The organism is Bacillus sp. JJ1122 (genome assembly GCF_036964885.1).
Lineage (GTDB): Bacteria > Bacillota > Bacilli > Bacillales > Cytobacillaceae > Mesobacillus.
The window spans coordinates 168,697-183,422 of sequence record NZ_JBALQL010000001.1; the positions used below are offsets into that span (position 1 = coordinate 168,697).

Here is a 14,726-nt window from a genome sequence, read left to right on the forward strand (position 1 = left end):
GGTTATTAGAATACCTGTTCAACCTCTACAACACCAGGTACTTCTTCTAGAAGTGCGCGTTCAATTCCAGCTTTAAGTGTGATAGTGGAGCTCGGGCAGCTGCCGCATGCACCAAGCAGGCGAAGTTTTACAATGCCGTCCTCAACGTCAACTAATTCACAGTCTCCTCCATCACGAAGAAGGAATGGGCGCAATTTATCTAATACTTCCTGTACTTGCTCAAACATTTGTTGTTCAGTCATGCAAATCGACTCCTTTCATAATACTTATTATAATCACATCAGCCAGAAAAATCTATTGAATAAACTGAAAATCCACTAAACAACAGTTTTTTCCTTATGCAACCATACCATCCTATAGTAAAATAAAAGAAAATAACAGGGGGTAATTGATAATGGAGCAAAAACAGGTCGAAATTGTCGTTTATGGTGCGGCAGTACTGTGCCCGAGCTGCGTCAACATGCCATCATCAAAAGAGACATACGAGTGGCTTGAAGCTGCCATCAGCCGCAAATATACCGATCAGCCATTTAAAATCACTTATGTTGATATATACAATCCTCCAGCAGAGCCAGACAAGAAAGAATTTGCCGAAAGAGTGATTGAAGAGGATATGTTTTACCCTGTCGTCCTGCTTGAAGGCAAGATTGTCGGTGAAGGGAACCCAAAATTGAAGACAATTTATTCTGAGCTCGAGAAATTTGGGTATGTTTCGGCATAGAAGAGATAAGCATTCCACAAGGAGTGCTTTTTTTATATGCTTTTACTTATCATATTATGAAAAATTTATTTTAATTGATTGGATTCGGTAATTTGATTGGGGGAGTCTATAAATTTAGTGACGAGGTTTTATTAAATTTGTGAACTTCACAATTTTATTGGCGAAAATCCTAAATATCTGGAGAAGTTCCAATTAATTTGGTGAACTGGAAAAAACGTATGATATTTTCCAGTTTTCAAAATGAAAACCCGGACACAAGTGCCCGGGTTCCATCAAAAATCATCCATTATGATACTTGTACATCCACAGAATGCCTGACTTCAGCAATCGTGCGACGCGTCCTGTGATCGGACGTTCTGCAACGAGTCCAAAGCCGTGTTTCTTTCCAAGGGAGCCTATGACACCTTTCAGCTTAATCACTGGGAAAGATTCGGGCGGCTGTTCGCCTTTCCAGCGTTTCTGAAGAACCTGGACGATTTGCTCTGCCTGGCCTTCCGCCAGCTGTGCGCTAGGAGCGTGAGGCAAGCTCGCGCAATCTCCGACGACATAGATATGTTCATTGCCTGGGATATTGTGCTGAGGAGTCAGAAGGGCTCTGCCCATCCCGTCTTTTTCAACATTCATTTCCCTGACAAGCCTGTTAGCCTGAATGCCGGCAGTCCAAACAATTGCATCGCAGACAATCGGTTCATCATGGTTGTATAAAACATTTTCTTGTACTTCAGTGATATTCGCATTGTTGATAATCTCAACATTGTGATTATCAAACCAGTTTTCCACGTAAGTGCTCAGTCTTTCAGAGAACGCTGATAGTATGTGGTTTCCGCGGTCAAAGAGCTTGATTTTCAAGTCTTTGCGGCTTTCGCTTAATTCACTGGCAAGCTCAACTCCGCTTAATCCTGCACCGACAATTGCGACTGTTGAATCTGCTGGCAAATTATTGAGCGCCTGGTAGGTAGAGCGTGACTTTTCAATTGATTGGATGCTGTATGTGAAAATATCCGCACCTGGTACATTGTGATATTTATCCTCACAGCCTAAGCCAATGATTAAATCGTCAAAATCAACAGCCTCGCCATTCTTGAGTTCAACCTTTTTACCCTCAACGTTGATAGCAGTGACTTCCGCATATTTCACCTTAAGGCGGGGATGCTCAGGGAACGCTACTCTGATATGCTGATCGGAAATCGTACCAGCAGCCAGAGCGTAATATTCGGTTTTTAAACAATGGTAAGGTACACGGTCAATCAATGTGATAGTGACATCTTCTGGCAGGTCATTCGGAAGCAATCTTTGCAGGACACGCATGCCGCCATAACCTCCGCCAAGTATAACGAGATTTTTCATGTGAATTTCCCCTTTTTAACTCTTCAAAAGACAGTTAATGAAGTTTTTCCAGCTCGTTTTAAAAACCCGAAAACGGATACATTTTTAAATTATTTTACTATATTTTTCTGCTACGATTAAACACCATAAAAAGTATAACGAAATTGTGACAAAATAACAACAATTTTATGGAACGATTGAGCCAGAGAAATTGACGTTTTCTCATAAAAAAGGTACGATTAAAAATTAGTAGAGAGGTGAAAAAAATGATAAAACCTATCATTGAATTTTGCATCAGCAACCTCGCGAGCGGCGCGCAAAAAGCGAGGGAGGAGCTGGAGAGGGATCCGGATCTGGACGTGATTGAATATGGCTGCCTCGGTTACTGCGGAAAATGTGCTCAGGCAATGTTTGCGCTAGTAAATGGTGACCCTGTCACAGGGGAAACTCCAGAGGAACTGGTTGAAAATATCTATCAATATTTGGACGAAAACCCAATGTTTTAATATAAAAAGGCTGGCATGAAACTCCAATGCCAGCCTGTTTTTATTTTTTTCGTCTTTCCTTATAAAACAATTCGTTTACTATACTTTTTGTTCTTCCCGCATCTCCTGCCATCGATCCTTTGCCATTTGGATGATTTGCGGTTCGACAGACTGTCTTTGTTTCTCAATCACCCTGGAGAAAAATCTGACAGCATCCTGACTGTTGCCTGTCCTCCTTGAAAGTTCGGCAATCAAATACATCAGCCTCAATTCGGATACCTGCGTCCCGCTATAGTCACCAGTGCTGAACGATTCAGTGTATTGAGACAGAGCTAGTTTCAGAAAGCGCATTTCTTGTAGTTCATTTGCCAGTCCACGGTAAAGCCACGCCACCCTTATATATAGCCCTGCTGTAACAATATGCTTTTCTTTTTTTAGTGTTGAGCAATAAGCGCCGAGCTTGAAGGTATTAATTCCTTCATTGATTGTGCGTTCCGTGCTGAAGTCATGGGGCACCCACTGGCTGCATATTTTATCGGAAATGACTTTGTCAGAGCCTGGCGGAAAATAAGGGCTGAATTCATCTGTAAAAGAAAAGCCGCAAGTTGGGCAGACATTTACATAGTATAAATTAGGATTCACGGATTCTTTAGCATACAGGGGGGCGAAATCAGTGTCATAGCTGAGGACTTTCACAAATCGGGAACGCACCTTTTTGGTCGCAAAAGGCTGTTCACACATGGTGCATTTATACTTTTTATCATATAACGGTTCTAACTGTGCCAACGCCATCACCTGCCGAATTACCTATATTTTTTTAATGGAACTTAGGTATATTATACCAGTTAAGCTGAGCGAACGGGGACAAATTTTGTAAAAATAACCCTATCATTCTTTTTTCAGATTGATTGGTTGAGGATTGGAAAAACACTGAGTATACTATAAGAAAGGGAACAAGGAGGTTTCATATTATGGAAAACATTGTGATTCTTACAGAAGAAGCTGCATTGCAGGTTAAAGATATGATGAAACAAAATGAAACAGAGGACGCTTTTTTGCGTGTGTCTGTTAAAGGCGGAGGCTGCAGCGGTCTTTCATACGGAATGGGTTTTGCTCATGAAGTGGAAGAAGGGGACACCCAACTAGAACAGCATGGCATTCGTATCCTGGTAGATAAGGAAAGCGCGCCTGTCCTGATGGGTACGAAAATCAGCTATAAGCAATCATTGATGGGCGGCGGTTTCACGATCGATAACCCGAATGCGATCGCATCATGTGGATGCGGTTCAAGCTTCAAGACAGCGACTCGTGAAGGTACGCCAGAAGAATGCTAAAAAAAAGCGAGGTCCGCGGACCTTGCTTTTTTTGTGGAATTATTTAAACATCGATGAACTATGAAGCGGCTGAGTTTTTGCCTTTGGATCAATGAATGATTTTGCGTTGTTGACAGCTGTTGGTGCTTCGCCAAACCCAGTCGCAATCAATTTCACTTTTCCTTCGTATGTGCAAATGTCGCCTGCAGCGTAGATGCCCGGGATGTTTGTTTCCATTTTTGAGTTAACCAAGATGGAGTTCTTTTCGATTTCTAGGCCCCACTCTTTAATTGGTCCAAGAGAAGAAACGAAACCGAAATTACAGATTACGGAATCAACATCCACATTTACTGTGTCTTCACCGTTTGCATCCTGAAGAACAATCTGGCTGATTTTATTTCTATCACCAATAAGCTCGGTAGGAATATAAGGTGTCTTGATATCCACCTTAGAGTTTTGAAGATTTTCGACACTATGTTCATGAGCACGGAATTTGTCCCTGCGGTGTACAATTGTCACCTGTTCAGCGATTGGCTCTAACATCAATGCCCAGTCTACTGCTGAATCTCCTCCGCCTAATACAGCCACTTTTTGGCCAGCGAATTGATTCAAATCATCGATAAAATAGTGCAGGTTCTTGCCTTCATATTGTGCAGCGCTTTCGAGTTCAAGTCTGCGAGGCTGGAAAGCACCATTTCCGGCTGTGATGATCACAGTCTTCGTATAATGTATTTCTTTGTCAGTCGTTAATTTAAATGAGCCATCTTCCAGCTTTTCAAGCTTTTCGACTGATTGTTCCAAAGCAGTAGCTGGCTCAAATTTTGCCATTTGCTCCTTCAGGTTATCAATCAGTTCCTGAGCACGGACTTTTGGAAAACCGGCAACATCATATATGTATTTCTCTGGATACAGTGCTGATAATTGCCCGCCTAATTGTGGCAAACTTTCAATAATCTTAACAGATGCTTGTCTCATTCCGCCGTAGAAAGCAGTGAATAGACCAGCTGGCCCCCCGCCAATAATCGTGATGTCATAAACTTTTTGATCTTCTTTCACTCCATATCCCCCTCACTATGTAGTAAAATTGCTCCAATTTTTATAATACCATAAATAGAAAATTAAAACTCATTATCATAATAGAAGATTCAATTAGGAACAATATATTTTAGAAAAAATCATCATTTTACATTAAAAAATAGGGAAAAAGGTCTATTTTCTGAATATTTCCAAGTTTAGTTTATAGCTTGAAAATGCGAGGTAAAAAGAATATCATGTATTGTAGACGAGAATGTTAAGATTTTGTGACATTTTCAGGACATTTTTTTGAACTTTTTAGTGAATAATATCACAAACTTATTCGTGAAAAAAATGGCAGCAAATAGAGATGAGCCATTCGCCCAAAAATATATTAAAAAGGTGGAAGTGATCACTTTGAGAAAGCCAAAGATCGTAATTTTAGGAGCAGGATACGGGGGATTAATGACAGCTACCCGTTTGCAAAAAGCTGTTGGAGTAAATGAAGCAGATATCGTCTTAGTAAATAAAAATGATTACCATTATGAAACTACTTGGCTGCATGAGGCTTCAGCAGGAACTTTGCATCATGACAGAGTCAGGTACGACATTCGTGATGTGATTGACCGTCACAAGGTTGAATTCATCCAGAGCACAGTAGAAGAAATTAAAATGGATGAAAAGCGTGTAATCCTTGAAAACGGCGATATCATTTACGATTATCTTGTCATTGCCCTAGGTGCTGAATCTGAAACTTTCGGTATTAAAGGCTTGAAGGAGTATGCTTTCTCTATCGTTAATGTGAACGCAGCAAGACAGATTCGTGAACACATTGAATATCAATTCGCTACTTACAATACTGAAGCAGTGAAAAAAGACGAGCGTTTGACAATCGTAGTCGGCGGCGCTGGATTCACAGGAATCGAATTCCTTGGTGAATTGACAAACCGTGTTCCTGAGCTATGCCGTGAATACGATGTTGATTTCCATAAAGTGAAAATCGTGTGTGTTGAAGCAGCACCAATGGTTCTTCCAGGATTCGACCCTGAGCTTGTTAACTATGCTGTTTCTCAGCTTGAGAAAAAAGGCGTAGAGTTCCGTATCGGAACGGCAATCAAAGAAGCAACTCCAGAGGGCATCATCGTTGCAAAAGGCGAAGAAGAAGTCGAAGAAATCAAAGCTGGAACCGTAGTTTGGGCTGCTGGTGTACGTGGAAGCTCTGTCATTGAAAAATCAGGAATCGAAGCAATGCGCGGCCGTGTGAAGGTCCAGCCTGACCTGAGAATTCCTGGCTCAGAGAATGTCTTCATCGTCGGTGATTGCTCGTTGATCATCAATGAAGAAATTAATCGTCCATACCCTCCAACTGCACAGATTGCGATGCAGCAAGGTGAGGTATGTGCTAGAAATATCGCTGCACTTGTTCGTGGGAAATCAGAGTTAGAAACATTTACTCCTGACATCAAAGGTACAGTATGTTCACTTGGTGAAGACGATGCAATTGGCGTAGCTTTTGGCAAGAAAATGGTCGGCACAAAGGCTTCGATCATGAAGAAAGTAATCGACAACCGTTCACTTTACATGATCGGCGGACCATCATTAGTCCTTAAAAAAGGAAAGTTTAATATCCTTTAATAACACATACATGGAACAGGCTTCTTTATGAGGCCTGTTTTTTTGTGTAAAATAAAGAAATTAAATGAATGGACGGCGATTAATTTATGGGAAAACGTGAGAATGTCTGGCTTGGGGTAGCGGGACTTGTGGTTCGTAATGATGGAAGCTGGTTAGTGGTAAAAAAACGATATGGCGGTCTGAAAGGGAGCTGGTCTCTCCCAGCGGGGTTCGTAGATGAAGGTGAAACCGCAGATCAAGCGGTTGTTAGAGAAGTCCTCGAAGAAACGGGAATTGAATGTAATGTCGAAGGCTTACTTGGTGTAAGGACAGGAGTCATCAGGGACTCAATCAGCGATAATATGCTCATCTTCCTCCTTAATCCATTGTCAGAACAAAAGGTCGTTGCCCAGGAAAGTGAATTATTTGAAGCAAAGTATTTAACTCCTCAAATACTTGAAGATGATCCTGAAACGTCGGTCTTACTGAAATATTTGTTAAGCGTGCAAAAGTTTAAAGCAAAACAAGAAGTTGAGGGGATAGACCCTGGACCGCAGTTTCATTATACGGATTATAAGTTATTTTTATAATTTTCTGAAATTTAAAGGAAGTGACAGATATTTAAAGAAAAACGATGATGTATCCGTTTTCAATCTACTATTTTGGTCATTTTTGAACCTTTTCAAGTACATTGAATGTCTGATATATTATCAGAAAATTCAATAATATAAAAAGGGGAGATAAACAAATGAAAATGCATACACATGACTCAAAAGAATGTCCATATTGCTCAGGTAAAGGATATTTCCAATTACTGCTCGGCGGTTCTGAAACATGTTCTTGCTGCAGCGGCTCAGGTAAATCAAAAAAATAAGGCAGTGCATCTTGGACCTTCGCAAATGCGGGGTTTTTTTCTTTTTTTTCACACTTAGCATTTCATTGACTCGAAATAGGACAAACAGTAAACTAGAAATGATGTGTAATGGGGGGATTTAGATGTTAACAATAGTAACACTCATCATTTCGATGTTATTGTTTTTTGTATTGTTTTTTGGAATTGGTTTCTTGTTAAATATGTTACTACGAATGTCTTGGATCATGGCTGTTATCTATCCTTTAATCGCCATATTTATTATTGATCAGGTCCGGTTTATCGAGTATTTCACAAATAGCGGAAAAGCTTTTACGGACCTTGGGCAGAGAGTTTCCGGCCTGGCTATGGCAGATATCCTGATTTTAAGCAGTGGATTGGCCGGAGCGATCCTTGCTGGAATCGTCATCAGGCTTCTGAGGAAAAAAGGGTACCAAATGTTTTAAGAAAGATTGTTTCAAGCCCTTTTGCTAAAAATCTAAAAATCAAAACAAAAACCTTCACCTTTGTGAGGGTTTTTTTGTACATAAAAAATAGGAAAGGAAGAAAACTATCTTAAAGTTCAAAGTGTCATTTTACTTTTACTGGAAGTGTAAATAGGTATTTTGACACTTTTTTGCTCCTTTTGGAATATTTCTTGTTGCGATGGGAAATTAATAGATTTGGGAGGAGTGAAAAATTATATGAATATTTTAAAAATATGGGCCAGACGCTCAGCGATGGCGGTTTTATTTTTTGCTGCCATAACATCAACGTTCCATTCGATTTCAGGCGTAGAAGCTGCAACATTTGCTACATACATATTTGACAACGAAGGAACACACCAAGATGATACGACACAATTTGAACATAGTAAGAAATCTGTTGGACTAGCTTTTAAGTTTTTGAAAAAGATTTCAGATTTCAAGACCAAGATTTCATCAAGTGAAAAAGTCACGGGTACACCGCCAACACTTGAACAATCGCTTAACTGGTCCCAATATCCTAAAAAGAAAATTATAGCTACAGGTTATACAGCAGGAATTGAATCCACCGGTAAAAACCCTGGTCATCCGGAATATGGAATTACATACTCAGGTGTAAAAGTAAAACGTGATTTATATTCCACCGTCGCAGCCGATTTAAACGTATTCCCGATAGGAACGATTCTTTTTATTCCGGGATATGGGTTTGGGGTTGTCGCAGATAAGGGCGGTGCCATTAAAGGTAATAAGGTTGATCTTTATTATGACACTGTAAGTGATGTATATGAACAGTGGGGTAAAAAGACGCTGGATGTCTATGTGATTGAAATAGGCGATGGGAAATTGACTGAAGATGACCTGAAAGCGCTAAATGAAAATGAATCGATGCAGGTATTTCGCCAGCAATATATCGGCGGCAAGAAATCCTGATAAAAGATAAGGCAAATTCCAGACGGAGTTTGCCTTTTTATTGTTTTATATATCATGGATCAGGCGATGCAATTTTTCAAGGCCATCGAGCAGTCTTGGGGAAGGGCGGCAATAAAGTTCTTCCTCGAGAATCAGGATGCGATCCTGTTTGACTGCATCCATCTCATTCCAGCCCGGGCGTCCGGTGATTAATTCTTTTTTCACCTTTTGTCTTCTGACACCTACCCATGCTATGCAAATGTAATCCGGCTTACGTGACCTGACATCATCCCAGTCTGTTTGGACACTTGCCAGTTCGACATCTTGAAAAATGTTTACAGCCCCTGCAGCTTCTGATAGTTCTGTCAGCCAATTAACCCTGCCAGGTGTGAAAACAGGTTTTGGCCACCATTCCCAATATAGCTTTGGCTTAGAGGTTGTATTTGCGCCTTTTTGCTTGATCGCGTCAAGCCTGCTCCGGAAATGTTGAGCCGCTTCATTACCTCGTTCAGGCATGTTTAAGGCATTTGCAGTTAAATGTAAGTCATTTTCTATATCTTGAAGGGATTGCGGGTTCAAAATGATATGAGGAATGCCGCGGGCTTTTAAGCCATCAATATTTTTTTCCATTCCCGGGACACTGAGTGAAGCTAGAACAAGGTCTGGCTTCAATTCCTCCACCAGGTCAAGGTCAATTGACAAGTCGGGTCCCAGTTTTGGGAGTGTTTTTATCGATTTAGGCCAATCGGAAAAATCATCTACTCCGACCAGCAGTTCAGTTAAACCTAGAAATTCGATGATTTCAGTGTTGCTCGGGGCTAACGAAATAACTCTCAATGTGTTCACCTGCCTCTTGTGAAAGGGATTGTCTGTCATATTTATTATAATAGGTAATGGAGCAACAGGGCCAATGCGATCCCGCTTAATCCTCCGAAAAATACTTCGATTGGTTTGTGGCCTAGCAATTCTTTTAATTCCTTTTGTTTTTCTTTTTCCGGCTTATTCTGCCAGCCCTTTGCCTCTTCTGCAAATCTTGAGAAATCCGAAACAAGCTGGTTCAGTACAATCGCTTGCTCGCCAGCCTGCCTGCGGACGCCCGATGCATCAAACATCGTGATGATCGCAAATACGGCTGAAACGGCGAAAACGGCCGAATCCATACCTGTTTCGAGGGCAACACCGGTAGATAGTGCTGTCACCGCTGCTGAATGTGAGCTTGGCATTCCCCCAGTACTTGTCAACAATGACCAGTCAAGCCTTCTTGTCGCAATATATTGGATCGGTACCTTTATAAACTGCGCGAAAAAAATAGCCGCAAGTGAAGCCCACAAAGGGAAATTTGTTAATAAATCCATATCTTTACCCCCTATTCAGTTTCTTTTTTAGAGTATGCTTGAGGTGTTCGAGGATGCTTTTTCATCGCCTGCGGAAAAAAGCCGATCTAGGCGGCTCCCGAACTGTCCTCGGAGACTGGGTTTCTTGAATAATTTTAAAAAGTGCCTTTATTAAGTAATACCCAAGAAAGTTTGATTCATTACAGTCATACCATAGTTTTGATAATATAGTTTTAACCGCTTGAATTGGGGTGAGGATTTTGACAGAATACCCGGCAGAATACTACGAGTTCTTTATTAAGTTCAACGAAGGGGACTACTATACCTGCCATGACTTGCTTGAAGATATGTGGATGACGGACAAAGGAAACTATTTTTTAAAAGGCCTGCTGCAAATGAGTGTGGCGATTTACCATTATAGTTACGGGAATGTAAAAGGTGCCCGCCTGATGATGCAGGCTGCCCATGATTATTTACAATCCTACCGCCCTGTTCACTGGGGAATGGACCTCGAAAAAATTTATCCTTTCATCGAAGCATGTCTATCTATTTTCCCGCAAAATATAGACAGGGTTCCTTATGAACAGGTTAGTAAACTTCCAGTGCTGCCAGTTTTATATTTATATTTGGAAGATATTCAATAATTGGCCGTTATTTTTTATAATTAAATGTAAGCATCAATTAGGAAGTCGAAATATTTTTGCGTTTTCGTTATAATAAAACTATAAAATACGGAGGTGAAGCAATTTGTTCAACGTGAAAAATGAATTTAAATTAACGAATAGCCATGACTGCCTGGTAATCGGCTTATTTAATAAACCGTCGGGATTCGAAGGAGTCACAGCTGAAGCAGATCAGCTTTTTGATGGGCAGCTGACTGAGCTTGTGAAAGACGGAGAGATTTCATCCAGAAAAAAAGCAGTTTCGAAGATACATACTTTCGGTAAAACAGGTGCTAAAAAGCTATACTTTGTCGGTCTTGGACATGAAAAAGAGCTGGATTTTGAAACATTGAGAGAAGCGTTTGGACGCTTATTCAAGACATCCAAAACAGAAAAGTGGACGGAAGCAGCTGTGTTGCTGGATACTTTTACATCTGATGCTGTTGAACTTAACGATGCAGCCCACGCATTAAGTGAAGCATTGGCGATGGCGACTTACCAATTTGAAGGCTACAAGCAGAAATCAAACGAGCCTGAAAAGCGAATTGAGAACTTGACGGTATACAGTACGGATGAAGAGGGAGAGGTTGAAGCCGCTCTTGAGGTTGGGTACGCGTTTGGTAAGGCAACGAACTCAGCACGTACTCTTGTTAATACACCAGGCAATCTTCTGACTGCGTCAGACATGGCTGAATATGCCAAAAAACTTGCTGAGAAATATGAGTTTGAAGCAGAGATTTTAGAAAAAGAAGAAATGGAAAAGCTCGGCATGGGCGCTCTGCTCGCTGTTAATCAGGGATCTACTGAACCGCCAAAGATGATTGTCCTCAAGTACCAGGGGAAAGAAGAATGGACAGACGTAATCGGATTAGTCGGAAAGGGAATCACCTTTGACACAGGCGGGTACTCAATTAAGACTAAGGCAGGAATTGTCGGTATGAAATCGGATATGGGCGGCGCTGCAGCAGTCCTTGGGGCAATGGAGATCATCGGTGAGTTAAAGCCTGAACAGAACGTTGTTGCAGTCATTCCATCAACAGACAATATGATCAGCGGAACAGCATTCAAGCCGGATGATGTCATTACATCCATGAGCGGGAAGACGATCGAGGTATTGAACACCGATGCAGAAGGACGTCTTGTACTTGCAGATGCAATGACATATGCAAAGCATCATGGTGCGAACTATCTTGTCGACATCGCCACACTGACAGGAGGAGTTATAACTGCTTTAGGACTCCATACCTCAGGTGCGCTGACGAACAATGAAGCTTTGTTTGAACAAGTTCTCGAAGCTTCATATGAAGCAGGTGAGCCAATCTGGCGTCTGCCGATATTCGAAAGAGACCTGGAGAGAGTCAGGAGCAGCAAAATCGCTGACCTTAACAATTCTCCTGGTGCCGAAGGCCATATGATCATGGGCGGCGCATTTGTCGGTGAATTCGCTGAAGGCACTCCATGGGTACACCTTGATATTGCCGGAACAGCAACAACTGGCAAAGATCACGACCTGGGTCCAGCAGGCGCAACCGGAGTCATGGCGCGTACACTTGCCTTGCTTGTTGAGAGATTCGAGCCAATCAAATAAGATTGTGAATCAGGACCCTGGGGCAGATGCTTTAGGGTCTTTTGAATTTAGCACCACAGACAACAACTAAAAATATATTTAACTAGTTGGACTCATTCCAACAAATTATAACACCAAATCAACAAGTGATAAAATGAATTCAACAAGTAATAATTGCGATTTAACAAGTAATAAAGCTGATGAAACAAGTAATAAATGCGATTTTACTAGTCATAAAACGGATAGTACAAGTAATAAAGCTTTTTCTAAGCAATAAAATTGTTTCGACAAGGAATAAAACCGGCCCAACACGTAAAAAAAAGCAACTGAACTAGTAATAAGCGTTGCCATGTGAAAAGATAAAGCCAAAAATGAGGTGAGCATCATGTATTTTGGTAAGCCGCGGAAAACCGCTCCATCTGACAGAGTACCGCCAAATCAAAATGTCACGACTGCGTTTCCCGTGCTTCATTATGGGAATATCCCCAACTATAAAAATCTTGATAGCTGGACATTAAGGATTTGGGGACATGTGATTCAGGAAACAGTACTCACATTTGATGATCTAATGAAGCTTCCGCAAAAAAACTCGGGTAATGATATTCATTGCGTCACAGGCTGGTCCAAGCTTGATAATGTCTGGGAAGGCATCCCGACAAAGGAACTGGTCAGGCTGGCAAAACCTAAGGACAGTGCGAAATATGTAATCTTGCATGCTGAGGAAGGGTGGACAACAAACTTGCCGATTGAGGATTTTGTTATGGATACAAGTCTGCTTGCACATACCCACAATGGGGAACAGCTTACCCCGGAGCATGGCTATCCATTAAGGGCTGTAATCCCTCACTTATATTTCTGGAAGAGCGCGAAATGGCTTAGAGGGATTGAATTCACCAATGAAAACAAGCCGGGCTTTTGGGAGAAAAACGGCTACCATATGTATGGGGATCCTTGGAAAGAGGAGCGCCTATCCTGGGACTAGTTTATAGGGTTATTCATTTTGGAAAGTGATTTTATCAGTAACAAAACCCCTTGTATAATCCTTGCCGCCGTTCTGGATAACGGCGGCTCTTTGTTATTCAAAAAAAGGTGTTAAAAACTAAGCTTCCAGCTTGAAGAGGCGGATTTCTCTTTTTCAAAAATAAGCTGAAGTGTTGAATTTCTTGTCATTCCCATCTTAACTTCAGGATGATGTGGCAGCATTCCCGGTTCCCGACATTATCTTGAAAGGTCATTGTTATTCCATCAGGATTATAGGTTATTTTGGGCTTTTTCTTGATCCCGGCAGAATCGACAAGGTGTTCAACCTGTGCCTGATTAGATTGTTGGGCAGCAGCCATTAAGTCATTTGAAAATGGGGAGGAAGAGGTGATTTTCTTCATCACCAGGTTGGCATCCTCCATTAGCATGATTGCTTTTGTAGCGGAAGTCTTGAATAGGGCTGTATTTACTTCAGGATAGGGGCGGAAGTCAGGAATGGCGTTCGATTCATCTCGTCCAGCATTACAATAAAATAAATAATGCATTTGCTTCCCCTTTCTTTTTGATCAGGATAGTGTTGGAACCTTTTTGTCATCCCTTTCAATTTATGAAATTCGATCAGTGGGTATGATGCTAAAAAAAGTTAAAAGCGCTTGAGAATTAAAAAAGGAGGGAATGTATGAAGAAAAGAGAAATGTAATACATATATACTTCTATAATTTAATTAAATGAATGGGATGGTGCCGTATGGATTTGGATCTGGTGATCAATGTTATTGAAGAGAACGGCTATATGGGGTTATTTTTTTGGCTTTGGTTCGGCATTTTTATCATCCCAGTACCCAATGAAGTCCTCCTGATGACTGTAGGACTCGCTTCCTCCATGGGCTCCCTTGATCCATACCTTGCATTCCTGGTTTCCTATCTGGGTATTTCGACTGCTTTTACAAGCATCTATCTGGTGGGAAGGATAATAGGAAGAAGGCTATTGCGCTTCCTGGAAAAAAGGAAGCGGTTTGCGGATACAATCGAATCCTCGATGAAGATGATGGATAAATATCATGCATTTTCATTATTCCTTAGCTGCTTCGTACCGGGTGCAAGAAATTTGGTTCCATTGCTTTATGGCTTCAGCAGGCTTTCATTTAAGACATTTGCTATTTTTGCTTATAGTGGTGCATTTATCTGGGTATTAACGGTTTATATGATAGGATATTTATTCGGGGATAAAATGGATGCAATCATGAAATATAATAAAGAAATGTGGATACTCGCAATTATTGTAGCAGCGGCAGCAGCTGGAATCATTTTTCTTAAAAAGAAAAAGGTGAAGAACGAAGGAATAGAGAGTGCTCTTGGAACGGAAAGCGCCATTTATCAGGAAAGGCAGCATAAATAGCCGCCTTTCCTCTTACATAATTCACTTCAAGGCGCTTGCGCTTTTCTTATTGTCCAGCTCCAGCGCC

19 protein-coding genes are annotated in these 14,726 nt (G+C 41.2%); 12 read left to right on the plus strand and 7 right to left on the minus strand.

Annotation, left to right across the window (positions count from 1 at the left end; all coding sequences use genetic code 11):
- Window positions 1-5: 5 nt before the first annotated feature.
- Window positions 6-242: a NifU family protein gene (locus V7201_RS00820; RefSeq protein WP_023626615.1), complete on the minus strand. Its 237-nt coding sequence runs from the start codon at window positions 240-242 to the stop codon at window positions 6-8.
- Between the two features lie 152 nt (window positions 243-394).
- Between V7201_RS00820 and V7201_RS00825 the strand changes: the two genes are divergently transcribed.
- Window positions 395-721, plus strand: coding sequence for a YuzD family protein (locus V7201_RS00825; protein WP_335374886.1), 327 nt, complete (start codon window positions 395-397; stop codon window positions 719-721).
- A gap of 279 nt (window positions 722-1,000) precedes the next feature.
- Here the strand turns inward: V7201_RS00825 and V7201_RS00830 are convergent, their stop codons facing one another.
- Window positions 1,001-2,068, minus strand: coding sequence for an NAD(P)/FAD-dependent oxidoreductase (locus V7201_RS00830; protein WP_335374887.1), 1,068 nt, complete (start codon window positions 2,066-2,068; stop codon window positions 1,001-1,003).
- A gap of 245 nt (window positions 2,069-2,313) precedes the next feature.
- Between V7201_RS00830 and V7201_RS00835 the strand changes: the two genes are divergently transcribed.
- Window positions 2,314-2,553: a YuzB family protein gene (locus tag V7201_RS00835; protein WP_335374888.1), complete on the plus strand. Its 240-nt coding sequence runs from the start codon at window positions 2,314-2,316 to the stop codon at window positions 2,551-2,553.
- 78 nt (window positions 2,554-2,631) lie between these two features.
- Here the strand turns inward: V7201_RS00835 and V7201_RS00840 are convergent, their stop codons facing one another.
- Window positions 2,632-3,318 carry a DUF2225 domain-containing protein gene (locus V7201_RS00840; RefSeq protein WP_438824998.1) on the minus strand — a complete coding sequence of 229 codons (687 nt, stop codon included), beginning with the start codon at window positions 3,316-3,318 and terminating at the stop codon, window positions 2,632-2,634.
- A 185-nt stretch (window positions 3,319-3,503) separates the two neighbouring features.
- On the opposite strand from V7201_RS00840, the gene V7201_RS00845 reads away from it, so the two are divergent.
- The gene (locus V7201_RS00845; RefSeq protein WP_335374890.1) at window positions 3,504-3,866 is read left to right on the plus strand and encodes a HesB/IscA family protein; all 363 of its coding nucleotides are present in this window, start codon (window positions 3,504-3,506) and stop codon (window positions 3,864-3,866) included.
- Between the two features lie 39 nt (window positions 3,867-3,905).
- On the opposite strand, the gene V7201_RS00850 is transcribed toward V7201_RS00845, so the two are convergent.
- Entirely contained in the window at window positions 3,906-4,901 is a 996-nt protein-coding gene (locus tag V7201_RS00850; protein WP_335374891.1) for an NAD(P)/FAD-dependent oxidoreductase, read from the minus strand.
- 375 nt (window positions 4,902-5,276) lie between these two features.
- Here V7201_RS00850 and V7201_RS00855 point away from each other — a divergent pair, with 375 nt between their 5' ends.
- From V7201_RS00855 to V7201_RS00875, 5 genes are all read left to right on the plus strand, one after another.
- Window positions 5,277-6,494: an NAD(P)/FAD-dependent oxidoreductase gene (locus V7201_RS00855; protein ID WP_335375096.1), complete on the plus strand. Its 1,218-nt coding sequence runs from the start codon at window positions 5,277-5,279 to the stop codon at window positions 6,492-6,494.
- A gap of 86 nt (window positions 6,495-6,580) precedes the next feature.
- Window positions 6,581-7,063 (plus strand): NUDIX hydrolase, encoded by a 483-nt coding sequence (locus V7201_RS00860; protein WP_335374892.1) that lies wholly within the window; start codon window positions 6,581-6,583, stop codon window positions 7,061-7,063.
- A gap of 158 nt (window positions 7,064-7,221) precedes the next feature.
- Complete coding sequence (locus tag V7201_RS00865) at window positions 7,222-7,347, plus strand: YuiA family protein (RefSeq protein WP_335374893.1); 126 nt, start codon at window positions 7,222-7,224, stop codon at window positions 7,345-7,347.
- Between the two features lie 122 nt (window positions 7,348-7,469).
- Window positions 7,470-7,790 (plus strand): YuiB family protein, encoded by a 321-nt coding sequence (locus V7201_RS00870; RefSeq protein WP_335374894.1) that lies wholly within the window; start codon window positions 7,470-7,472, stop codon window positions 7,788-7,790.
- Window positions 7,791-8,027: 237 nt separating this feature from the next.
- Window positions 8,028-8,738: a 3D domain-containing protein gene (locus tag V7201_RS00875; protein ID WP_335374895.1), complete on the plus strand. Its 711-nt coding sequence runs from the start codon at window positions 8,028-8,030 to the stop codon at window positions 8,736-8,738.
- A gap of 45 nt (window positions 8,739-8,783) precedes the next feature.
- Here V7201_RS00875 and V7201_RS00880 read toward each other — a convergent pair whose 3' ends face one another.
- Window positions 8,784-9,554, minus strand: coding sequence for a cobalamin-binding protein (locus tag V7201_RS00880; RefSeq protein WP_335374896.1), 771 nt, complete (start codon window positions 9,552-9,554; stop codon window positions 8,784-8,786).
- Window positions 9,555-9,598: 44 nt separating this feature from the next.
- Complete coding sequence (locus V7201_RS00885) at window positions 9,599-10,072, minus strand: divergent PAP2 family protein (protein ID WP_335374897.1); 474 nt, start codon at window positions 10,070-10,072, stop codon at window positions 9,599-9,601.
- 239 nt (window positions 10,073-10,311) lie between these two features.
- Between V7201_RS00885 and V7201_RS00890 the strand changes: the two genes are divergently transcribed.
- From V7201_RS00890 to V7201_RS00900, 3 genes are all read left to right on the plus strand, one after another.
- The gene (locus V7201_RS00890) at window positions 10,312-10,695 is read left to right on the plus strand and encodes a DUF309 domain-containing protein (RefSeq protein ID WP_335374898.1); all 384 of its coding nucleotides are present in this window, start codon (window positions 10,312-10,314) and stop codon (window positions 10,693-10,695) included.
- 103 nt (window positions 10,696-10,798) lie between these two features.
- On the plus strand, window positions 10,799-12,301 hold the full coding sequence (locus tag V7201_RS00895; protein ID WP_335374899.1) for a leucyl aminopeptidase: 1,503 nt from the start codon (window positions 10,799-10,801) through the stop codon (window positions 12,299-12,301).
- Between the two features lie 364 nt (window positions 12,302-12,665).
- On the plus strand, window positions 12,666-13,262 hold the full coding sequence (locus V7201_RS00900; protein WP_335374900.1) for a sulfite oxidase-like oxidoreductase: 597 nt from the start codon (window positions 12,666-12,668) through the stop codon (window positions 13,260-13,262).
- A 184-nt stretch (window positions 13,263-13,446) separates the two neighbouring features.
- Here the strand turns inward: V7201_RS00900 and V7201_RS00905 are convergent, their stop codons facing one another.
- Window positions 13,447-13,806, minus strand: a complete 360-nt coding sequence (locus V7201_RS00905; protein ID WP_335374901.1) for a hypothetical protein — start codon at window positions 13,804-13,806, stop codon at window positions 13,447-13,449.
- A 202-nt stretch (window positions 13,807-14,008) separates the two neighbouring features.
- Here V7201_RS00905 and V7201_RS00910 point away from each other — a divergent pair, with 202 nt between their 5' ends.
- Window positions 14,009-14,659: a DedA family protein gene (locus V7201_RS00910; RefSeq protein ID WP_335374902.1), complete on the plus strand. Its 651-nt coding sequence runs from the start codon at window positions 14,009-14,011 to the stop codon at window positions 14,657-14,659.
- Window positions 14,660-14,726: the final 67 nt, after the last annotated feature.